Source organism: Klebsiella sp. MPUS7, from assembly GCF_009905335.1.
Taxonomy (GTDB): Bacteria; Pseudomonadota; Gammaproteobacteria; order Enterobacterales; family Enterobacteriaceae; genus Klebsiella; species Klebsiella grimontii.
The window spans coordinates 2456842-2478953 of sequence record NZ_CP047604.1; the positions used below are offsets into that span (position 1 = coordinate 2456842).

Consider the following 22112-nt stretch of genomic DNA (forward strand, 5'->3'; position numbering starts at 1 on the left):
GGTCTAGTCTCCACAGGGAGTGAATGCGGAAATCTGCGCGGGCAGCGTTTGGGCGTACAGGCCCGCGCGTTTGACGGCGTTGACCACCGCGCGAGGGGTAATGGTGGCCCCGGTAAACTGGTCGAAATCGCCGCCGTCTTTTTTCACGGCCCAGTGGCTGTCGTCTTGCCCATGGATCGTTTTACCGGCAAAGAGGGTGATCCAGTCGGAAATTCGGAGCTCGATTTTGTCGCCCAGGCCCGGCGTCTCATGATGTTCGGTAACGCGGGTACCCAGCACGGTGCCTTTAAAATCGGCGGCTACCAGCAGCTGAATGGCGCCGGAATAGCCGTCCGGCGCGGTAGCTTCCATCACCGCAGCAACCGGCTTCTCGCCGTCCTGCGCGATCCATACCTTGTGCTGGCCCTTGCCCAGCTCCGGCGCGCTAACCTGATAACAGCTTTTCAGCAAATCGTTATTGTAGAGAGCGGCTGGCATCACCTGGTCGAATAGGGCTTTTTGCTGCTGGGCGGCCTGGTCTTCAATGGTACTTTTGGTCAGCTCGTTAATCGCCGCCGTCAGCCCGGTAGAACCTGCGGCGAAGAGTGCCAGCGTGATACCGTGTTTGCGCATGCTTTGTAACATGTTCGGGTCCTCAGCGGTGGCCGTACGCGCGCGGGCGCGTGTAGTAATCGATCAACGGAACGGTGATATTGGCCAGCAGGACGGCAAAGGCCACGCCATCCGGGTAGCCGCCAAAGCTGCGAATCAACCATACCAGTAATCCCGCCAGCGCGCCGAAGATCAGGCGTCCGCGATTGGTGGTGGAGGCGGTCACCGGGTCCGTCAGGATAAAGAAGGCGCCGAGCATGGTGGCGCCGGAAAGCAGATGCATCTGCGGCGAGGCGAGGCTTTCCGGGGAGAACAGCCATCCCAGGGTGGCGCAAACGGCGAGGCTCAGCAGGAAGCTCAGCGGAATATGCCAGCGGATAGCCTTCTGCCACAGCAGGAACAGACCGCCCGCGAGCCAGGCCACGTTCACCCACTGCCAGCCGAGACCGGCGAGCTCGCCGCCGTAGATTGGATACTGCAGGATCTCGCCAACCGGATGGCCGGCGTGAAGCGACGTTTTAAAGGTATCCAGCGGCGTGGCCTGACTGATACCGTCAATGCCAATTCGCAGGCTATTCATGTCCCCACCGGTCGCCGTATGGCCGGTGAAAATCATCCGCAGCGCGTCGCTAAAACCTGGAACATGGGCGGCTATTTCATGGGGCGGAAGCCAGGAGGTCATCTGCACCGGGAAAGAGATCAGTAGCACCACGTAGCCAATCATTGCCGGGTTAAAAGGATTGTGACCCAGTCCACCGTACAGCTGTTTGGCGATAATCACCGCAAACGCAGTGCCCAACACGACCATCCACCACGGGGCGAAAGGCGGGATACTGACGGCCAGCAGCAGGCCGGTGAGCAGCGCTGAGTTATCGGCGAGGATCGCGGGAATATTTTGTTTGCGCAGTCTAAGGATGGCCGCTTCGGCCCCCCACGCCGTGAGGGCGGCAAGGATAATCTGCAACACGGTACCCCAGCCGAAAAACCAGGTCTGCACCACGATGCCGGGTACCGCGGCGAGCAGCACCAGCAGCATAATCCGCGAAGTCTGGCGCTGATTGTGGGTATAAGGGGAACTTGCGATTCTGAAAACCATTTAATCCTCGTTAACTGCCTGCCGGGATGCTTTCCGGGCCTGAACGCGGGCGATTGCTTCAGCGACTGCCGCTTTGCGGGCGTCGTCATTGGCTGCCGACGGGGGAACTGCTTGTTGCTGTTGTTCTGCTTTGCGCGCTTTCGCTCGGGCGATAGCGGCCTCAACGGCGGCCCTGCGCGGATCGGCGGCTATCGGTTGTTCGGCGGCGGCATTTACTGCCGGAGCCGTCTGCTGTTCTGCTTTACGCGCTTTCGCTCGGGCGATAGCGGCCTCAACGGCGGCTTTGCGCGGATCGGCGGCTATCGGTTGTTCGGCGGCGGCATTTACTGCCGGAGCCGTCTGCTGTTCTGCTTTACGCGCTTTCGCTCGGGCGATAGCGGCTTCAACGGCGGCTTTGCGCGGATCGGCGGCTGCCGGTTGTCCGGCGGCGGCATCTACCGCGGGAGCCGTCTGCTGTTCAGCTTTACGCGCTTTCGCTCGGGCGATCACGGCTTCAACGGCGGCTTTGCGCGGATCGGCGGCGGCATCTACCGCCGGAGCCATCTGCTGTTCAGCTTTACGCGCTTTCGCTCGGGCGATCGCGGCTTCAACGGCGGCTTTGCGCGGATCGGCCGCGGCATCTACCGCCGGAGCCGTCTGCTGTTCGGCTTTGCGCGCCCGCGCCTCGGCCTTGCGGGCTTCGCGGGCGGCAATGGCTTCGCTGTTATCCGGTTTGGCGCCGGAGAGCACGATAATCGGCTGCGCCGCGTCACGCTGTTTTTCACGCACCCGGGCAAGGGCGGCGTTAATGGCGTCCTGATCTTTCGCCGCAGGCTGGACCGCGGCCTGCTTATGACGCTCCAGACGCGCCGCTTTATCGCGCTCCAGGCGAGCCTGACGCGCCTCAAAGCGAACTTTGGCCTCCGCGGCGCGTTTCTCTTCTTGCGCGATCGCGGAGATCTCGGCTTTCTCCTGGCGGAAGTACTGCACCAGCGGAATATTGCTTGGGCAAACCCAGGCGCAGGCGCCGCACTCGATGCAATCTGCGAGATTATGGCTGGTGGCTTTGTCGTGCTGCTGGCCTTTGCTGAACCAATAAAGCTGCTGCGGCAGAAGATCGGCCGGGCAGGCGTCCGCACAGGCGCTGCAGCGGATGCAGCCTTTTTCCTCTTCCGGCTCGCCCATTTCGCTCGCCGACGGCGCCAGCAGGCAGTTGGTAATTTTCACGACCGGCACGTCGAGCCACGGCAGGGTGAAGCCCATCAACGGGCCGCCCATAATCACCATCGGGTCAGCGCTCGGGCAGAAACCGGCATCCTTTAGCAAATGGCTGACCGGGGTGCCGAGGCGCGCCCAGACGTTACCCGGACGCGAGACCGCTTCGCCGGTCAGGGTGACGACGCGCTCCGTCAGCGGCTCGCCGTCGATTACCGCGCGTTTCACCGCATAGGCGGTGCCGACGTTCTGCATCAGCACGCCGATGTCAGAGGAGCGTCCGCCGTGAGGCACCTGCTTGCCGGTGAGGATCTGCGTGAGCTGTTTCGCGCCGCCGGAGGGATATTTGGTGGGGATCACTCGCAGGGAAATACCGTGCGTGTCGGCTAATACCGCGCGCAGCATCGAAATCGCCTGCGGTTTATTATCCTCGATGCCGATCAGGACCTGACCCGGCTGCAGAATATGGGCAAGGATACGAATACCCTCAACGATCTGCGCCGCGCAATCCTGCATCAGACGGTCATCGGCGGTGATGTAGGGCTCGCACTCGGCGGCGTTGATAATGAGTGTGTCGATTTTGTCGCCGCCGCCGCGCAGCTTGGCGCCGGTCGGGAAACCCGCGCCGCCCAGTCCGGCCACGCCAAACTGGTGAATACGCTCAATCAGCGCTTCGCGGGATTTATTCTGATAATCGTACCAGCCATCGCGCTCAATCCAGCGGTCTTCGCCATCGGCATCAATAATGACGCTCATTTCCGCCAGCGCGGAAGGGTGGGCGGTAGAGTGGGGGGCGATGGCCGCCACGATCCCGGACGTTGGGGCGTGCACCGGCAACATTCGGCCCCAGCCGCGCGTCAACGGCTGGCCGCGCAGGACGCGATCGCCCGGCTGCACGCACAGCTCACCTTCCGCGCCGATATGCTGCTTTAGCGGGATGACGAAACGCTGCGGCAGCGACACCTGACGCAGCGGGGTACCGTTGGACTGGGTTTTCATCTCTGGCGGATGGATGCCGCCGTTGAAGTCCCAGACTTTATCTTTGCGAAAAGCGGAAAATAACTTAAACATGTTGTTCCACGGGAATAATGCGTACCGGGATGGTCTGAAGATCCCATTTCCAGGTTTCTGTCGTCGCCGCCACCGGGCGCAGTTCAATACATTGCGTTGGACAAGGCGCGACGCAGAGATTACAGCCGGTACAGAGATCGCTCATCACCGTATGCATGGCGCGGGTGGCGCCGATGATGGCGTCGACCGGGCAGGCCTGGATGCATTTTGTGCAGCCGATGCAGTTCGCTTCGTCGATCGTCGCCAGCATTCGTGCAGGTTCGGCTTCTTGCGCGTCGCCGTCTGTCGGCTGCGGATCGACGTTCAACAGCTCGGCGATTTTAAGCATTACCGCTTCGCCGCCGGGGGCGCAGCAGTTGATTTTCTCACCCTGGGTCCCGACCGCTTCCGCGTAGGGGCGACAGCCGGGGTAGCCGCACTGGCCGCACTGGCTCTGCGGAAGCAGGGCATCTATTTTTTCCACCACCGGGTCATCTTCTACCGCAAAGCGGCGGGAGGCGTACCCCAGAATTAAGCCGAAAATCAGCCCCAGCAGGCTAATGGCGACCACGGCTATCCAGACAGCGTTCATTACAACTTCACCAAACCACTAAAGCCCATAAAGGCAAGAGACATTAAACCTGCGGTGACCAGCGCAATGGCGTTACCGCGAAACGGCGCCGGCACATCCGCGACCACCAGGCGCTCGCGAATAGAAGCGAAAAGCACCATCACCAGCGAAAAACCGACCGCGGCGGCAAAACCGTACAGCGCCGATTGCAGGAAATTATGCCCAAGGTTAATGTTTAGCAGCGCCACGCCGAGCACCGCGCAGTTGGTGGTGATCAGCGGCAGGAAAATCCCCAGCAGGCGATACAGCGCCGGGCTGGTTTTACGCACGACCATCTCGGTAAACTGCACCACCACGGCGATGACCAGGATAAAGGCCAACGTGCGCAAATAGACCAGATCCAGTGGGATAAGGATCCAGGTATCAATTAGCCAGGCGCAAATAGAGGCCAGCGTCATCACGAAGGTGGTGGCGAGCCCCATCCCCATAGCGGCTTCCAACTTTTTGGAAACCCCCATAAACGGGCACAGTCCTAGAAACTTCACCAGCACGAAGTTGTTAACAAGGACAGTGCCAACAAAGAGCAGTAAATAATCAGCCATCATTCGACCTGAAATAGAAAAAGCCGTCTATTATCGAATAAATCGATACCGGCGACAACAGGTTAACTGTGTGGTTATTACGGATTCACAAAGGTCCGTTTAACCCGAGCAGAACGCCTGAAATAGGGTGCAAGCAGCGCAGCGGCGAGAAGAGGGAAAAGCAGCTGGCGCAGCGCGAGCGCGTCAGAAATCGGGGAAAAGGCAAAGGCTTTCACCGCCAACAGCAGCGTGATCAGCAGCCAGATGATGTAGTGTTTCGGTACCCCTTTCCGCCGCTTAAAAAAGGCGATGGTCAACCACAGCGTGTAGTACCACATGGCGATAGCAAAAGCTAAGGAAGCAATCCACAGGGCGAGATGTTCGGCACTCATATTGCCCAACAATGTATAAGTCTGGGAAGACATCAAAGCCTTAGCAAAAAACAGCAGCGACAATGAGGCGCTAAGCAGGGCCACCAGGAGCCATGCCAGCGGCGCCAAAAGCCATCCGCCAATACGTTCCACAGAGTCAGAGGACATTATTACTCCCAAATTCAACGCCAGTTATCAATAAAAGCAGGGCGGAAGTATAAGCAACTGGCGTGAATGATGACAGTCTTTATTGCACGTAGCGCCACACGGACTTGGGCACTTCGCCGATGTTGAACAATTTGCCGCCGGAAACCAGCTCCGCCCGGCGATGGTCGGCCGCGCGATACATGTTGACGATCTCTTCGTTATCGGTCAGAGAATAGTTAAGGTGATCAAAAAGTTTTTCCAGACTTTCCAGCGAACTGATTTTACGAAATTTTAATAAGTAGTCCTGAACGGTCATTTTGCGTATCCATTTTATAATCGGAATAAATTAAGTTGAATATACCCATATTGAGTAAACCTGTTCTCAACCGGCAGTTCCTTTTTAAGATAAACTGTATGGAGTTATTTCGGTTGTAAATACCTGTGACAAGAACAGACGATGTTTCCGGCCTGGTAAAAAGAAATTTAGGAGTATTCCAGAACTAAATCAGGCGCCGGAAGGCGCCTGGGAGAGAAGATTAACGCTGTTCGCCTCGGCTGGCAATAACGTTTTGATACCAGAAAAAGCTCTTTTTCCGTTTACGCGCCAGATTTTGCTGGTGATCGACATAAACGAACCCGTACTGTTTTTTATAACCGTTCAGCCAGCTCAGCAGATCAATAAAGGACCAGGGGTAGTAACCGCGCACGTCGGCACCCAGCTCCAGCGCTTTTTCCAGCGCCGTGATATGGCTGCTGAGGTAGTCAATTCGCGGGTCGTCGACGATTTCGCCATTGATAATCGGGTCTACCGCCCCCAGCCCGTTTTCGGTGATATAGATCGGAATATCACCGTAGCGCGCTTTAATCATCATGATCCCGTCGGTTAAGCCCTGAGGCCAAATTTCCCAGCCCCATTCGGTATAGGTGCTTTGCGGGTTGCGCACGAAGTAGAAGAGTCCGTCAACTCCCGGCTCGCCGCCGGTCGCGACTTCAGGAGGCTGCGCCGACACGGTTTCACGACGGTAGTAGTTCAGGCCGATAAAATCACAGCGGTTGTCACGCAGCAGCGCATCGTCACCCGGTTCAAAGGCCGGAACGCCCCACAGCGCCTGAGTTTTCTGCAGCAGCTCCGCAGGATAGCCGCCTTTTAATACCGGATCGTAGAGCCAGTGAGTATGGATAGCGTCCGCCATCTCCGTCGCTTGCTTATCTGCTTCGCTGTCGGTTAATGCAGTGTGCGGCTGCAGCACGTTGACAAACCCTATCTCTCCCGCGACGCCCATTTCACGAAACGCTTTAACCGCCAGCGCATGGGCGATAAAGACGTGGTGGCAGGCCTGAATGGCCCGCGCCGGGTCCCGCACCGCAGGGGGATGAATGCCGTTAATATAACCGTGGCCAATAAAAACGATCGTCTCGTTAAAGGTGGCCCACAGTTTGACGCGAGAGCCAAAGCGTTGATAGCAAAGACGCGCGTACTCAGCGAAGGCTTGCGCCGTACTGCGCGCCTCCCAGCCGCCTTCATCCTGTAGCGCCTGGGGGAGATCCCAGTGGTACAGGGTGATCATCGGTTCAATGTTATGCGCCAGCAGCTCGTCAATCAGGTCGCTGTAGAATTGCATCCCTGCTTCATTCACCTCGCCGCGGCCAGTGGGCAACAGGCGGGGCCAGGAAATAGAGAAGCGATAGCTTTGCAAACCCATTTCCGCCATCAGCGCCACGTCTTCGCGAAAACGATGGTAGTGGTCAACGGCGACGTCACCGGTCGTCCCCTGATAGGTAGTGCCAGGAAGATGGGAATAAGTATCCCAGATAGAAGGGCCTTTGCCGTCGGCATCGTGTCCGCCTTCAACCTGCCAGGCTGCGGTAGCGGCGCCCCATAAAAAGTGTTGCGGAAATCCGGACATGAAAAAACTCCTTATCGATTGATAAAGAGAGTGTAATCAATGCGTGTGCAACTATGCAACCGGTTTCAGAAACCGGTTGCATAGTTGCGAAGCGGGTCACTGTTTATTTCGACAGCGGCTTCGTCTGAACAACATCAACGGAAGGCGGGGACTGGTAGTTATCAATATGATGAGCGATAACTAAAAGCAGGGCCGAAACGCCCAAAACAATCCAGCCAATAAGTTCTACAATACGGTTAAAAACGTTTTCCATAACACTACTGCAAATTGTGAAACCAGACTGAAATGGTACTCAACGACTGAAGTAACGCAAGTGTTACATGATCTTAGCGACGCAAATGGCGTAAAGCTGAGCAACGTTGCGGGTTAAAAGAGTGAGCAAGCCGCGGCATCAACGCGGCCACCATCTTCTCGTTAAGAGGGCAGAAAAATGAGTGACGCTATCCGGGTAGGATTAATCGGTTACGGCTATGCGAGCAAAACCTTTCATGCGCCGCTCATCAGCGGTACGCCGGGGATGACGCTGGCGGCGGTGTCGAGCAGCGATGAAAAGAAAGTGCTGGCCGACTGGCCTGCGGTGCAGGTGGTGGCCGCGCCGCAAGCGCTCTTTAGCGATCCCAATATCGACCTGGTGGCGATCCCCACCCCAAACGACACCCATTTCCCGCTGGCCAAAGCCGCGCTGGAAGCGGGCAAGCATGTGGTGGTGGATAAACCTTTTACCGTGACGCTGGCGCAGGCGCGCGAGCTTGAAGCGATTGCCAAAAGCGAGGGGCGCTTGCTTTCGGTGTTTCACAACCGCCGCTGGGACAGCGATTTTCTGACGGTGAAATCGTTGATTAATGAAGGGCTGCTGGGAGAGGTAGTCTATTTTGAGTCACATTTCGACCGCTATCGACCGCAGGTGCGGCAACGCTGGCGCGAGCAGGGCGGGCCGGGCAGCGGCATCTGGTACGATCTTGCCCCGCATCTGCTGGACCAGGTGGTAAATCTCTTCGGACTTCCGGTTAGCATGCAGGTCGATCTGGCGCAATTACGTCCGGGCTCGCAGTCCACTGACTATTTTCACGCGGTATTAACCTGGCCGCAGCGCCGGGTGGTACTGCACGGAACCCTGGTGGCCGCCGCGGAAACGGCGCGCTTTATCATCCACGGCTCGCGCGGAAGCTACGTGAAATACGGCCTTGATCCGCAGGAAGAACGGCTGAAAAGCGGCGAGCGCCTGCCGCAGGAGGACTGGGGATATGATATGCGCGATGGGCTGCTGACGCGGGCCGAAGGCGAGGAAATAACCGAAGCGTCGTGGCTGACGCTACCGGGCAACTATCCGGCCTATTATGCCGCCATTCGCGATGCGCTTAACGGGGTCGGCGTTAATCCGGTCCCGGCAAGCCAGGCGATTCAGATAATGGAACTGATTGAGCTGGGGCTGGAGTCGGCCAGGCATCGGGCGACGCTGTCTCTGAATTAGATCGCCCTGACGAAACGAGGCGGTAGCAGAACCCCGCGTTGCCGCGGGGGTAAACATCAAGCCTGCTGTACGCGCTGAATCAGCGCCGCTTTCTCCTGGGCGCTTAAAAAGGCGAGCTCCAGACCATTTTTCTGCGCCTGGCGAATTTGCTCCCGGCTTAAGCCGGCAGCCGGGGCGGCGAAGGTGTATTCGTGGATAATATCGACGCCCTGAACGGCGGGGTCGTCGGTGTTGATACAGGCCAGCACGCCGTGTTCGAGGAACGTTTTCAACGGATGCTCGGCCAGGGATGACACGGTACTGGTCTGAATATTGGATGTCAGACAGGACTCAATACCGATTCGCTGCGCGGCGAGATAATCCATTAGCGCCGGATCCTGCACCGCCTTCACGCCGTGGCCGATACGCTCGGCACCCAGTTCGCGAATCGCCTGCCAGATGCTTTCCGGGCCAGCGGCTTCGCCCGCATGAACGGTGATGCGCCAGCCGGCATCGCGCGCGCGGCGGAAGTGATCCATAAACAGGTTTCCCGGGAAGCCCAGCTCATCCCCGGCGAGGTCGAGGGCGGTGATGCCGTCGCGGTGGGCGAGCAGAGCCTCAAGCTCTTCCTCACAGGCCGCCTCGCCGAAGGTGCGGCTCAGGATGCCGATCAGGCGGGCTTCGACGTTAAAGTCGCGGCTGCCTTCTTTCACTCCGGCGATCACCGCCTCGACAACGCCGGCAACGGGCAGCTGGTGAGTCATCGCCATATAGCGTGGAGAGAAACGCAGTTCGACGTAGTGCAGGCCGTTGCGCGCGGCATCTTCGAGGTTTTCATAGGCGACGCGGCGGCAGGCCTCCAGCGAGGCCAGCACTTTTACCCCCCAGTCGAGCTTAGCGAGGAAGCTGACCAGGTCCGGCTCATTGCTGGTGACCTGCACGTGAGGACGTAAAGTATCGAGGGTGTCTGCCGGGAGTGCGAGATTAAACTGACGGCCAAGATCGAGAATAGTTTGGGCCCGGATATTGCCATCGAGGTGGCGATGGATGTCGGTTAATGGCAAAGTTAAATCAATCATGGTCGCACTCTTTTTTTAGTTAAAGTGCGCGTCATTGTACATCAGAACGATAAATGGTTTAAAGGGGAGAAAAATACCGAACAATCCAGGGGAAAACGTTGAGAGGAGGGAGGATTACCCTGTCAAATAGAGGAATGACCAAATCGCTCATAGCAAAACGCTATTAATCATAGTCAATCAGTATTTAATTTCGCCCGTGAGATTTTCTATAGTCTCAGGCGCTGGTTTTCCTGCAATGAATGGCAGGCAATTTTTAAAAGGACCCTGGGAATATGGTTTTCACGTTAAAAAAAATCGCGGTACCGCTGATTGTCGCAAGTTCACTGCTGCTGGCCGCCTGCAAACCTGGCGAGGACCCCAACCACATCAAGGTGGGCATTAGCGCGGGCGTCGATCAGGAAGTGTGGGCGGTGGCGCAAAAAGTGGCGAAAGAGAAATACAACCTCGACGTAGAGGTGGTGACGTTTAATGATTTCGTTCTGCCTAACGAGGCGCTGAATAACGGCGATCTGGATGCCAATGCTTTCCAGCACAGGCCCTATCTGGACAAACAGATTCAGGAGCGCGGCTATAAGCTGGTTCAGGTTGGCACCACTTTCGTGTATCCGATAGCGGCCTATTCAAAGAAAATCACATCGGTCGCTCAGCTGCCCGATGGCGCGCAGGTGGCGGTCCCCAACGATCCAACTAACCTCGGTCGTTCTCTGCTGTTGTTACAAAAACAGGGGCTGATTACGCTGAAGGACGGCGTGGGTCTGCTGCCCACTTCGCTGGATATTATCAACAATCCGAAAAAGCTAAAAATCGTCGAAATTGAAGCGCCGCAGCTGACCCGCGCGCTGGACGACCAGCAGATAACCATGGCGATCATCAATACCACTTTCTCCAGCCAGGTTGGGCTGTCGCCGTCGCGCAACGGCCTGTTTGTGGAAAGCAAAGATTCGCCTTACGTTAATATCTTTGCCAGCCGTATCGAAAACAAAGACAGCGAGAAGGTGAAAAACCTGGTGAAGGCCTACCAGAGCGATGAGGTCGCCGCGGCGGCTGAACGGCTATACAAAGGCGATGCGGTGAAGGGCTGGTAGAGACGCTCGGCCAACTCTGACCGCGTGCAGTCACGATCATTGCAGCCGGTAGCGACCCACTACCGGCTTTTTTCTGGCTACTTTTGAATCAAATAGCGGATGGTTGGCCCATCCTGCTGAATGTCGAGCACGGTGTAGCCGTGGTTTTTGGCATCCAGCGGGATATTGTTAATCGACTGCGGACAGTCGCTGACCACTTCAAGTATCTCGCCTTTCTTCAGCGAAGGCATGGCTTCCAGCGTGGCGATGGCCGGATAGGGGCAGGGTTCGCCAACCATATCGAGGCGATAATCGGGAACGAAAGTTTTCATGCGCTTTCCTTAACGGTCGAGGCGGCGAGAGATTGACGGCGGAAGAAACGTTTTTCCCAGCCTATCACCAGAACCAGCGCGAGCAGCAGCAGGAGATAGGTCGCCAGCAGGCCGCCGAATGGCCCGAAGGTCGCCAGCAGGTTGATTTTATCCCAGCTTGTGGCCAGCGCCGGGGAGAGCCCGTCCCAGTAGTATGCGAGGATCGTTGAACCGATCACGTTGCCCAGCCCGACCCACCAGTAGTGCACCTGACCCTCCACCGCGCGGTACATCCAGCCGGTTTCGCAGCCGCCCGCCAGGACGATGCCAAAGCCAAACAGCAGGCCGCCGATAACCGCGTTAGGGCCCGCCCACATGATTTTCGGCTCCATACCCAGCTGCACGTAGCTGAAGATGCCAATGGCGCTGGCGGCCATACCGAAGATAATCGCCTTCGCCATATTGGTGCGTCCGGTTATCCACATATCGCGAAAGGCGGAGGTAAAGCAGATCTGCGCCCGTTCGATAAGCAGGCCAAACCCCACGCCAAACAGCAGCGCCAGGCCGAGCTTCGGCTGGTTCGCCGCGGTGAGCAGGCCCCAGGCGATCATGGCGAAAAAGACCACCATCCCGAGACGGAACCGGCGCCGCGCCTGGTCAGGTTTTTGCGTCAGCGGCGACGCCTGCGACACTTTCTGCATTTTTACCGGAATACGAAAGATGGGCAGTAAGGTAAAGCGCGCGCCGAACCAGGTGCCGATAGCAGTAGCGATGGCGAAGAACCAGGCGTGCAGAGAAAACTGCGGGATACCGGTAAAGAACGCGGCCAGATTGCAGCCCATCGCCAGGCGCGCACCGAAACCAGCAATAATTCCCCCGGCGACGGCCTGCAGAATGCGGATCCGGCTGCGAGGGAAGCGCAGCTTCACGTTATTCGCCCACAGCGCGGCGGCGAAACAGCCGCCGAACATGCCGATGATCATCATGCCGTCGATACGGGTGAGCGGGGTGCCCTCGAGATGAATGAGTTTATAGTAGCCCCACTCTTCGCTGTGCACGCCGACGAGCTGCAGTAATTGCCCGCCCCAGCGGGTGAATTCGCCGGTGACGGCCCAGAAAGTGCCGGTAATACCGAAGTAGTAGGTTGAGAGAATACCCGCGGCGATAACGGCGGGTACCGGCGACCAGAATTTAATCAGCCACGCCTGTTTGAACTGTTGCCATGTCATGAAGATGCCTCTGAACTCAGAAGGTATATTACCCGTAGCGGGTTAAAGAGCAGCGATAATACGCGGCTTATTCGCTGAAAACGCTCGATGGGATCAAATTGACCGATAAAGAGAATACAAAAGGCCACACCAGAGTGGCCTTTCACGCCCGCCGAACCGCGGTCAACTCCCGGTGACGGTTTTGGCGATTAGTTAAAGCCCAGGCGAATAAGATTCAACGGGCAATATAATCCCTGATGGCCGTCTATTTCCACGCAATCGGCGCGACGGATCTGCTCCGCCGTTTTACCCTCGGCGTGGATGGCTTTGATGACGCCCGTCGCGCCGCTGTCGGCCACCATAACCATGCTGCCGGTAGAGATAGCGTTACGGTTACGATCGTAGGTGTTCATTTTTTTTCCTCCTGATGAATGCTTTGACGGGAATTAAAAACGGCATTTAAATACACCTTTGCGAAACGGCTTTTTTTGAGTCTCGTCAAAATATCGGCTAATTATGTCCGGAGGACGGATGAGCGAGCGGGGAGTCGGCAATTAAGCGAAGGCAGCGGCGGTAAATAATCCCGCGATGCCGCGCCGCCGTGTGCTAAATAGATCGTGTACTCCGGCGGCGCGGAAAAATAGCGCGGGATGATGATATTTCCGGCTTAATTTTTTAGCCGCGAAAAACCGGCGGCGATATTGACCTCTGAGCTAGCGGACAGGCCGCTAGCGCGTTGGCGATCGGCGCAACGCGGCGATTAACCCCTGTACGCCTTTTTCCAGCTTCTCGCGCGGACAGCCGGCGTTCAGGCGGACAAAGCCTTTACCCGCTTCGCCGTAGGTATCGCCGGGCATAATGGCGATCTTTTGCTCCTCGATGAGCGCTTTTTGCAGGGCGCGATCGTCAATCGCCAGCGGCCGCAGATCAATCCACGCCAGGTAAGTCGCCTGCGGCGGCTGCCAGTTAAGCTCGGGAAACGCCTGGTTCAGCTCATCGGCGATGTAGCGCATATTCTCCTGCAGATAGCCGCGCAGGGCATCCAGCCAGGCCGCCCCCTCGCGATAGGCGGCGATATGCGCCACCAGCGCCGGCACGGAAGGGGAAGAGAGGCCATCGCGGCTCTTCAGAGCGTGCAGATAGCTTTCGCGTGCGGCGGCGTCGTCAATCAGCCCGTATGCGCCGGTAAACGCCGGAATGTTGAAGCTTTTCGAACCGGAGGTAAAGAGCGCCCAGGGGCTGCGCGCCACCTCGCACCAGGGGATGTGCTGATGCCCGTCCCACGCCATATCCATATGGATCTCGTCGCTGATCGCCTTCACGCCGTGTTTTTCACACAGCCGCGCCATGGTTTCCAGCTCTTCACGGGTCCAGACCTTGCCGGTGGGGTTATGCGGACTGCATAGCAGCAAAACGGTATTGCGCGGCTCGGCCAGCGCCTGTTCCAGCTGCGCCATATCGCAGCGCCATTGGCCGCTGTCGAGGGTGAGCGGGACGGGGGCGACGCGCCGCTGATTGCCTTCGATAGTTTTATAAAAGGCGTCATAGGCCGGAGCGTGGACCACAATGCCGTCTCCCGCTGCCGACCACTGGCGAATCATCTCCGCGACCATATAGATAACCGACGGGCCGTACACCAGCGCTTCGCGATCGATTGAGCTATGAAAACGGCTGGCGAACCAGTGGCTCACCGCGCCGAGGAACTCGTCGTTTTTCCAGCGGCTATAGCCAAAAACGCCGTGTGCCAGGCGTTTGCTGACGGCATCAAGAATGCAGGGGGCGGTGGCGAAATCCATATCGGAGATAGTAAATGGCAGCAGGTCGGCTGCGCCAAAGCGGTCGGCGACGTAATCCCACTGGGTACACCAGGTGCCATGACGGTCGACCGGCGTTGAAAAATCAAACATCTGCACTTCCTTCATTATGAACCCCCTCCCGTAGGGAGGGGGCGGAGCTTATGCCTCGACGGTATTCATCAGGACAGCCATTTCATCTTTTACCGACTGCACCTGCGGGCCAATCACCACCTGCAGGTTGTGCTGGTTGAGCTGCACCACGCCGATGGCGCGATTCGCTTTCAGCGCGGCGCTGTCGACTTTGCTCATGTCGTTAACCGACAGACGCAGGCGGGTGATGCAGTTATCGAGCGAAACGATATTTTCGGCGCCGCCGAGCGCGGCCAGAATCGCCGGAACGTTATAGCCTGATTTTCCGGTCACGCCGGTGACGGCCTTTTCGAAAGCGCTATTAGTTTCAATATCGCGTCCCGGGGTTTTCAGGTTAAAACGGGTGATAGCGAAACGGAAGATGCCGTAGTAAACCGCGAACCAGATAGCCGCGACCACCGGCACCAGATACCACTTGGTGGACAGACCGTGCAGAATGCCGAACACCACAAAGTCGATAACGTTGCCGTCGGTGTTGCCGATAGTCACGCCGAGGATAGCCATCATGGTGAAGCCCAGCCCGGTCAGCAGCGCGTGGATAACGTACAGCACCGGTGCGACGAACAGGAACAAGAACTCCAGCGGTTCCGTGGTACCGCCCACCACGCAGGCGATAACGCCGGAAATCAGCAGTCCCTTAATTTTATGCCGGTTTTCCGGACGCGCGCAGTGGTACATCGCCAGCGCCGCGCCCGGCAGGCCGCCGAGAAATGCCGGCATTTTCCCCTGCGAAAGGAAACGGGTCGCGCTTTCGGAGAAGCCGTGGGTGGTCGGACAGCTGAGCTGGGCCTGGAAAATCGTCAGCGCGCCGCTAACGCTATGACCGCAAACGTCCATGGTGCCGCCCGCCTCGGTAAAGCGGATCAGCGCCACCAAAATATGGTGCAGGCCGAACGGCAGCAGCAGGCGTTCTCCGGTGCCGAAGATCATCGGTCCGAAATCCCCGGCGCTATTGATGACCTGGCCGAGGGCATTAATTCCCATGGCGAAAACAGGCCAGATCAACGGGATCACCAGACCGACCAGGCCGAGAACCACGGTAGTAATAATTGGAACAAAGCGGGTGCCGCCAAAAAAGGCCAGCGCGTCGGGCAGGCGGATATTGTGAAAACGCTCATGCAGCATCCAGACGATGATCCCGGCGATCACCGCGCCAAGGATCCCGGTATCGATAGACTGAATACCGATAATATTCTGAATGTTATTCGCTTTGAGGACGGCGGCATCGGTGGTCGGCAGAATGCCTTTGGCCGTCAGCCAGAAGTTAACCGCCAGATTCATCACGGCGTAGCCGACAAAACCGGCAAACGCGGCGACGCCCTTGTTTTCCCGGGCCAGGCCCAGCGGAATGGCGATACAAAACATCACCGGCAGAAAGCTGAAGGCAAAAGAGCCGACTTTGCCCATCCAGATGAAAACGGCCTGCAGCAGCGGCACGTCCAGCCACGGCAGAAGCGTCAGGACATCATGGCTGCTCAGAGAGCTGCCGATCCCCAGCATGATCCCGCAAAAGGAGAGCAACGCCACGGGTAACATGAAGGTTTTCCCTAACTGCTGGAAAAACTCCCATAAGGTAATTTTGCTTGCTGTTTTCGCCGTCATAACATGAATCCTGGTTCTTAAAGTTAGCGGTAGGATGAAGCGCAACGGAAAGATAAAACGTTTTACCTAATTTTAGTGCGATAAAAATCACATATTCCGGCGATAATAACGTTTATAAAGAGAGTATCTTGATAAAACGTTTTATCGACAGCCAAAGGGAGCCAGCCTGCAGTTATGGCTATCGCGAAAAAAATCACCATTAATGATGTCGCCCAGGCGGCGGGGGTATCGGTCAGTACGGTATCGCTGGTACTGAGCGGCAAGGGGCGTATTTCCTCGGCCACCGGCGAGCGCGTCAATCATGCTATTGAGCAACTGGGCTTCGTGCGTAACCGTCAGGCGGCGTCTCTGCGCGGCGGGCAGAGCGGGGTGATCGGTCTGATCGTCAGCGACCTATCGAAGCCTTTCTACGCCGAGATGACCGCCGGATTGACCGACGCGCTTGAGTCGCAGGGGCGAATGGTGTTCCTCACTCAGGGGGGACACAGCGGTGAAAAAATGCTTCAGCGTTTTGATACCCTGGTGGCGCAAGGGGTCGACGGCGTAGTGATTGCCGGAGCGATCGACCAGGGAGCGGAGCTGCGCGATCGCGCGGCGCAGGCCGGGATGCCGCTGGTGTTTGCTTCCCGCGCCAGCTATCTCGACGATGTTGACCTGATCCGCCCGGATAATATGCAGGCGGCGCAGATTGTCACCGAACACCTGATCCGCCGCGGCCATCAGCGCATTGCCTGGCTGGGAGGGCAGAGCTCGTCCCTGACGCGCGCCGAACGGGTGGGCGGCTACTGCGCCACCTTACTGAAGTATGGCCTGCCGTTTCATAGCGAGTGGGTGCTCGAATGCGAGTCGAGCCAGAAGCAGGCGGCGGAGGCGATGGCGGCGCTGCTGCGGCAAAACCCGACGATTAGCGCCGTGCTGTGCTACAACAGCGTGATCGCCACCGGGGCGTGGTTTGGGCTGATGCGCGCCGGGCGGCAGAGCGGCGAAGCTGGCGTCGAAAGCTATTTTGAACAGCGGATAGCGCTGGCGGCATTTGCGGAACTGCCCGAGGATGCGCTGGACGACCTGCCGCTGACCTGGGTGACGACACCCGCCCGGGAGCTGGGGCAAAGCCTGGCGGAGTGCATTTTACGCCGAATGGAAGAGGGCCAGGGCGCGGCGAGAAACCAGATCATTTCTCCGCGACTGATTACCCGAAAATAGCCCCTGGTAAGGGGCTATTTGTCGTTTACTGCTGCGGCGCTGCGGGTGGAACTACGTCTTGCGGCGCGTCATCTTGCGGCTGAGTTTCCTGCGGCGCTGCGGGTTCAGCGACGGCGGGAAGCGCTAAACCGAACATTCCGGCAAACTCATCCAGCGGCATTTTCTGCCCGTTCAGCGTGACCTGGCCGTCAGCGTACTGCAGGCTTGAGGTGATCGCGTTATCTTCCATGGTCGTGATGCGGAACATCTGGCCCATCGCCGCCAGGCCTTTCACCTGCTGATCCGCAAGCTTAGCGGCGTCGGCGGGCTGATAACCTTCCAGCCCGGCAATCTGGGTCATAAACGCCGTCGCCATATCGACCGGGATCACCAGCTTGCCGTCGAGAGATTTAACGCTACGATCCACTTCATCCGCCAGCGTCTGCGGCGGGGTAGTGGTCAGCGACGGGTCTTTCAGCAGAATCGACAGGTTAAGGGTGGTTTCGCCTTTCGCATTGCGCCAGCTCAGCGGCGAAATGGTCAGGGACGGGCTGCCTTTCAGCATCATCGGCAGCGCGCTAAAGAAGGTCTGCGTCAGCGCCTGCTGATAGAGCTCAGGATTCTGCGCCAGCTGCGGATCCGCCATCAGCGCCTGCGCTTCGGCGTTGTATTTTTGACTGAACTGATGGAAGGCTGCGCCGTCAATGTTATCCAGTTTCAGGGTCAGCCGGCCGCTACCGATATCCTGATTTTGCAGCTTCAGGCTGTTGACGGTGTAGTCCAGCTGGCTGTTAATGCCTTTACCGTCGGCAGTCAGCGAGGAGTTACCGTCAATTTTCATCCCTTCGAACAGCGCCAGCTCTTTGCCTTCCACGCCAATCGCCAGTTTGTCCAGCGAGATAGCCTGTTTACCGATACGTTCGTTGAAGCTGGCCATTTCGGTGGAGCCATCGGTTTTCAGATTATTAAAGGTGAGCTGAACTTTCTGGTTGTACTCGTTGACGGCGTTAATCTGCCCGCTACCGGCTTCGCCGCTCAGGCTGAGGGTTTTCCCCTCGCGGTCGGCATTCAGCTGGAACTGTCCGCCGCTAAACGTCACTTTCTCATCGCCTTTCGCGTAATCAAGCGGGTTGAGCACGATAGCGGATTGGTTGTCGCCGCTATAAGCGATACGGGTATCAATGGTGAACGGCGTTTCGCCTTTAGCGATGTCGAACAACGCCTTGCTGGCGTCGTTATTGGTCAGCGTGGTTTTGACGGACGCCATCGCCGGAGCGAGGTTAAAGGATTTCAGCGAAGCCAGCGGGAAAGGACCGTGATCGACGACTTCATCAAACACCAGCGATTGCCCGGCGGCGAGCCAGCGGGGCTCTTTGCCGGCAATGGGCTTCAGCACCAGCTGTAAATGGCTGCGGAACAGTCCGCGCTGATAGCCCTGATATGTCAGCTCCACGCCAGCCTGCGGCGCGCTGCTTTGCAGCTGAGCATTAGCCTGCTGCACCATGTCGGCAATGCGGCTTTCCAGCTGCTTCCCTGTGTACCACGCGCCGCCAGACCAGACGACGCCCAGCGCGATGATAACTCCTGCTGCGACCAGCGATTTTTTCATAGCATTTGTCCATAAATGAAACCAGGCGGATCGGGCCGCCTGGTTGTGTTGTCATGATGGGTGAAAGTCTAGCAACTGTGGCTAAAAAGTTCAGTAACTTACTGGAGCTTATTAAACACGCGCGCGACGCGGCCATAGCCGCTGACCTGCACCGGAGATTCATTACAGCCGATAAACGCGGATTCACCCGGCTTCAGCGTCAGGCTGTGCTTGTCTTTGGTGATGACCGCTTCGCCCTCGACGCAGAACAGGATCGCCGCGCTATCCTGGGCGATGGTTGACGCCTGCGCCGACAGGTCGTGCAGAGAGAAGGCAAAATCATCAACCGGGATCGGGAAGTCCAGCTCCGCGCCGCGGCTGACCGGCTGGGTCAGCAGCTCGCCTGCGGGTTTGGGCGTAAATTTGACGTTCGCCACCAGTTCCGGAATATCGATGTACTTCGGCGTCAGACCCGCGCGGAGCACGTTGTCCGAGTTGGCCATCACCTCCAGCGCCACGCCCTGCAGGTAGGCGTGCGGCGTTTCCGCAAACAGGAACATCGCCTCGCCGGGATTCAGTTTGACCACGTTGAGCAGCAGCGGAGAGAAGAGTCCGCTATCGTCCGGGTAGAACTCGGCGATCAGGCGGATAGTCTGCCAGGGCTCACCCTGCTCGCTGTCCAGCGCCGCCTGCAGCACGCGCAGGGCGTGCGCTTTTTCTTCGCCCTTCATATTCAGCAGGCTGGCAAACAGCTGGCTCAGATGCTCGCCGTTCGGCTGCGCGAGGAATTGCGCAATTGCCGGATGGGCATCGGCGACCGGCTGCAGCAGATTGACGATATCGGAAAACTCACGGAAGGCGTTCATGGCGAGGAACGGCGTTAAGGCGAAAACCAGCTCAGGCTTGTGGTTCGGATCTTTATAGTTACGTTCGGCGGCATCAAGCGGGATCCCGGCGGCGTTCTCTTTGGCAAAACCGATTTCCGAGGCCTGCTTGTTCGGGTGCACCTGGATAGAGAGCGGCTGCGCGGCGCACAGGACTTTGAACAGGAACGGCAGTTCGCCGAAACGCCCGGCGACTTTCTCGCCAAGCAGGGTCGCTTTATCGCTGTCGATCGCGTCGCGCAGAGAACGCGGAGTTCCGCTATTGTCCAGAATCTGCGAGCTGCTCTTCGGATGCGCGCCCATCCACAGCTCCGCCATCGGCAGGTTGTTCGGATTAGCAATCCCATAAAGTTCGGTTAAGGCGGTATGGCTTCCCCAGGCGTAGTTTTGCACTGAGTTAATGAGCTTTTGCATTCTCAATCCCTGTTTCCACTTAATAGTCATGGCACTATTAAACCAGCAATCGACCGATAAGCAACCGGCGCGAAGAAAAAGTCGTCCTTGTCTCAGTTTTTGTTAAAAAATTGTGTAAAATCGATCGACTCGCTTTTCCACGGGCAAATGGAGTGTCTGCCTGAAATATAATCAGCTAAGCAGTAAGTGAGAGCACAATGTCGAATAAACCGTTTGTATATCAGGATCCTTTTCCACTGAAAAAGGACGATACCGAGTATTACCTCCTCAGCAGTGATTACGTCTCCGTCGCCGAATTCGCCGGCCAGGAAGTGCTGAAAGTTGAACCTCAGGCGCTAACTTTACTGGCACAACACGCTTTCCACGACGCCTCCTTTATGCTTCGCCCGGCGCATCAGCAGCAGGTCGCCGATATTCTCAACGACCCGGAAGCCAGCGAAAACGATAAGTACGTGGCGCTGCAGTTCCTGCGTAACTCGGATATTGCCGCTAAAGGCGTGCTGCCGACCTGCCAGGATACCGGCACGGCGATTATTACCGGCAAGAAAGGCCAGCGCGTGTGGACCGGCGGCGGCGATGAAGCCGCGCTGGCGCAGGGCGTTTATAACACCTATATCCAGGATAACCTGCGCTATTCGCAGAACGCGCCGCTGGATATGTATAAAGAGGTCAACACCGGCACTAACCTGCCTGCGCAAATCGACCTCTACGCTACCGACGGCGAGGAGTACAAATTTCTCTGCATCGCCAAGGGTGGCGGCTCGGCGAATAAAACCTATCTGTACCAGGAAACCAAAGCATTAATTACGCCGGCGAAGCTGAAAAACTACCTCGTCGAGAAGATGCGCACCCTGGGAACCGCCGCCTGCCCGCCGTACCATATTGCGTTCGTCATTGGCGGCACTTCGGCGGAGTCCACCCTGAAAACCGTTAAGCTGGCCTCAACCAAGTATTACGACGGCCTGCCGACCGAAGGCAACGAGCACGGCCAGGCCTTTCGCGATATTCAGCTAGAGCAGGAACTGCTGGTGGAGGCGCAAAACCTCGGTCTTGGGGCGCAGTTCGGCGGCAAATACTTCGCCCACGATATCCGCGTTATCCGCCTGCCGCGCCACGGCGCGTCGTGCCCGGTGGGCATGGGCGTCTCCTGCTCGGCGGATCGTAATATCAAAGCCAAAATCAACCGCGAAGGGATCTGGCTGGAGAAACTGGAGAGCAACCCGGGCAAGTATATTCCCGAACATCTGCGTCAGGCCGGTGAGGGCGAGGCGGTCAAGGTCAACCTCAACCAGCCGATGAGCGATATTCTGGCGCTGCTGTCGCAGTACCCGGTGTCAACGCGTCTATCGCTGAGCGGTACGATTATCGTGGCCCGCGATATTGCTCACGCGAAGCTGAAAGAGCTTATCGATAGCGGTGAAGAACTGCCGCAGTACGTCAAAGATCACCCGATCTACTACGCGGGTCCGGCGAAAACGCCTGACGGTTACGCTTCCGGCTCTCTTGGTCCCACCACCGCTGGCCGTATGGACTCCTACGTCGATTTACTGCAATCCCACGGCGCAAGCATGGTGATGCTGGCCAAAGGCAACCGCAGCCAGCAGGTCACCGACGCCTGCCATAAGCACGGCGGTTTCTACCTCGGCAGCATCGGCGGTCCGGCGGCGGTACTGGCGCAGCAGAGTATCCGTAGCCTGGAGTGCGTGGCGTATCCGGAGCTGGGGATGGAAGCTATCTGGAAAATCGAAGTGGAAGACTTCCCGGCGTTTATCCTCGTGGATGACAAGGGCAACGATTTCTTCCAGCAAATCCAAAGCTCGCAGTGCGCCCGCTGCGTGAAATAATCCCAGCCGCCCTTCGGGGCGGTTTTTTTATG

At 57.8% G+C, this 22112-nt stretch carries 21 protein-coding genes; 4 read left to right on the forward strand and 17 right to left on the reverse strand.

Translation table 11 applies throughout. From position 1 onward, the window contains the following. Positions 1 to 3: 3 nt before the first annotated feature. From rsxG to blr, 9 genes are all read right to left on the reverse strand, one after another. A complete protein-coding gene (gene rsxG, locus GUC22_RS11555) occupies positions 4 to 624 on the reverse strand; it encodes an electron transport complex subunit RsxG (protein WP_004132321.1) in 621 nt (206 codons plus the stop codon). A 10-nt stretch (positions 625 to 634) separates the two neighbouring features. Next, positions 635 to 1687, reverse strand: coding sequence for an electron transport complex subunit RsxD (gene rsxD / locus GUC22_RS11560; protein ID WP_024357983.1), 1053 nt, complete (start codon positions 1685 to 1687; stop codon positions 635 to 637). Continuing rightward, positions 1688 to 3952, reverse strand: coding sequence for an electron transport complex subunit RsxC (gene rsxC, locus GUC22_RS11565; RefSeq protein ID WP_160183523.1), 2265 nt, complete (start codon positions 3950 to 3952; stop codon positions 1688 to 1690). It abuts the gene before it with no gap. Beyond that, positions 3945 to 4523: an electron transport complex subunit RsxB gene (rsxB, locus tag GUC22_RS11570; RefSeq protein WP_024357985.1), complete on the reverse strand. Its 579-nt coding sequence runs from the start codon at positions 4521 to 4523 to the stop codon at positions 3945 to 3947. Before rsxB ends, rsxC begins: the two co-directional genes overlap by 8 nt. Beyond that, positions 4523 to 5104, reverse strand: a complete 582-nt coding sequence (gene rsxA, locus GUC22_RS11575) for an electron transport complex subunit RsxA (protein ID WP_004102633.1) — start codon at positions 5102 to 5104, stop codon at positions 4523 to 4525. The genes rsxB and rsxA overlap by 1 nt, the downstream gene beginning before the upstream one ends. Before the next feature lie 77 nt (positions 5105 to 5181). Then, the gene (locus tag GUC22_RS11580; RefSeq protein WP_024357986.1) at positions 5182 to 5622 is read right to left on the reverse strand and encodes a DUF2569 domain-containing protein; all 441 of its coding nucleotides are present in this window, start codon (positions 5620 to 5622) and stop codon (positions 5182 to 5184) included. Positions 5623 to 5701: 79 nt separating this feature from the next. Then, positions 5702 to 5917, reverse strand: coding sequence for a transcription modulator YdgT (gene ydgT, locus GUC22_RS11585; RefSeq protein ID WP_004134363.1), 216 nt, complete (start codon positions 5915 to 5917; stop codon positions 5702 to 5704). A gap of 220 nt (positions 5918 to 6137) precedes the next feature. Further along, complete coding sequence (locus GUC22_RS11590) at positions 6138 to 7508, reverse strand: GH1 family beta-glucosidase (RefSeq protein WP_160183524.1); 1371 nt, start codon at positions 7506 to 7508, stop codon at positions 6138 to 6140. A gap of 103 nt (positions 7509 to 7611) precedes the next feature. After that, complete coding sequence (blr, locus tag GUC22_RS11595) at positions 7612 to 7761, reverse strand: division septum protein Blr (RefSeq protein ID WP_004119556.1); 150 nt, start codon at positions 7759 to 7761, stop codon at positions 7612 to 7614. A 177-nt stretch (positions 7762 to 7938) separates the two neighbouring features. Between blr and GUC22_RS11600 the strand changes: the two genes are divergently transcribed. Continuing rightward, on the forward strand, positions 7939 to 8979 hold the full coding sequence (locus tag GUC22_RS11600; RefSeq protein WP_024357988.1) for an oxidoreductase: 1041 nt from the start codon (positions 7939 to 7941) through the stop codon (positions 8977 to 8979). Between the two features lie 56 nt (positions 8980 to 9035). Here GUC22_RS11600 and add read toward each other — a convergent pair whose 3' ends face one another. Then, the gene (gene add, locus GUC22_RS11605) at positions 9036 to 10037 is read right to left on the reverse strand and encodes an adenosine deaminase (protein WP_154915212.1); all 1002 of its coding nucleotides are present in this window, start codon (positions 10035 to 10037) and stop codon (positions 9036 to 9038) included. Positions 10038 to 10309: 272 nt separating this feature from the next. Here add and metQ point away from each other — a divergent pair, with 272 nt between their 5' ends. Next, complete coding sequence (gene metQ / locus GUC22_RS11610; protein WP_024357990.1) at positions 10310 to 11122, forward strand: methionine ABC transporter substrate-binding lipoprotein MetQ; 813 nt, start codon at positions 10310 to 10312, stop codon at positions 11120 to 11122. A 77-nt stretch (positions 11123 to 11199) separates the two neighbouring features. Here the strand turns inward: metQ and yedF are convergent, their stop codons facing one another. The 5 genes from yedF to malX all read right to left on the reverse strand — a co-directional run bounded on the left by yedF (position 11200) and on the right by malX (position 16168). After that, positions 11200 to 11433 (reverse strand): sulfurtransferase-like selenium metabolism protein YedF, encoded by a 234-nt coding sequence (yedF, locus tag GUC22_RS11615; protein ID WP_004134369.1) that lies wholly within the window; start codon positions 11431 to 11433, stop codon positions 11200 to 11202. Continuing rightward, complete coding sequence (gene yedE / locus GUC22_RS11620) at positions 11430 to 12641, reverse strand: selenium metabolism membrane protein YedE/FdhT (protein WP_004134371.1); 1212 nt, start codon at positions 12639 to 12641, stop codon at positions 11430 to 11432. Before yedE ends, yedF begins: the two co-directional genes overlap by 4 nt. Positions 12642 to 12829: 188 nt before the next feature. Beyond that, positions 12830 to 13033, reverse strand: a complete 204-nt coding sequence (ydfZ, locus tag GUC22_RS11625) for a putative selenium delivery protein YdfZ (protein WP_004134374.1) — start codon at positions 13031 to 13033, stop codon at positions 12830 to 12832. Positions 13034 to 13348: 315 nt separating this feature from the next. After that, entirely contained in the window at positions 13349 to 14527 is a 1179-nt protein-coding gene (locus GUC22_RS11630) for a MalY/PatB family protein (protein ID WP_154915213.1), read from the reverse strand. A 48-nt stretch (positions 14528 to 14575) separates the two neighbouring features. Continuing rightward, entirely contained in the window at positions 14576 to 16168 is a 1593-nt protein-coding gene (gene malX, locus GUC22_RS11635; RefSeq protein WP_004134377.1) for a maltose/glucose-specific PTS transporter subunit IIBC, read from the reverse strand. A gap of 174 nt (positions 16169 to 16342) precedes the next feature. Here malX and GUC22_RS11640 point away from each other — a divergent pair, with 174 nt between their 5' ends. After that, positions 16343 to 17371, forward strand: coding sequence for a Mal regulon transcriptional regulator MalI (locus GUC22_RS11640; protein ID WP_024357992.1), 1029 nt, complete (start codon positions 16343 to 16345; stop codon positions 17369 to 17371). Between the two features lie 25 nt (positions 17372 to 17396). Here the strand turns inward: GUC22_RS11640 and GUC22_RS11645 are convergent, their stop codons facing one another. Together GUC22_RS11645 and manA are read right to left on the reverse strand one after the other, a co-directional pair. Then, the gene (locus tag GUC22_RS11645) at positions 17397 to 18959 is read right to left on the reverse strand and encodes a YdgA family protein (RefSeq protein ID WP_024357993.1); all 1563 of its coding nucleotides are present in this window, start codon (positions 18957 to 18959) and stop codon (positions 17397 to 17399) included. Between the two features lie 98 nt (positions 18960 to 19057). Beyond that, positions 19058 to 20236: a mannose-6-phosphate isomerase gene (manA, locus tag GUC22_RS11650; protein ID WP_024357994.1), complete on the reverse strand. Its 1179-nt coding sequence runs from the start codon at positions 20234 to 20236 to the stop codon at positions 19058 to 19060. Between the two features lie 197 nt (positions 20237 to 20433). Here manA and fumA point away from each other — a divergent pair, with 197 nt between their 5' ends. Continuing rightward, positions 20434 to 22080, forward strand: coding sequence for a class I fumarate hydratase FumA (fumA, locus tag GUC22_RS11655; RefSeq protein WP_024357995.1), 1647 nt, complete (start codon positions 20434 to 20436; stop codon positions 22078 to 22080). The last annotated feature ends 32 nt before the right edge of the window (positions 22081 to 22112 follow it).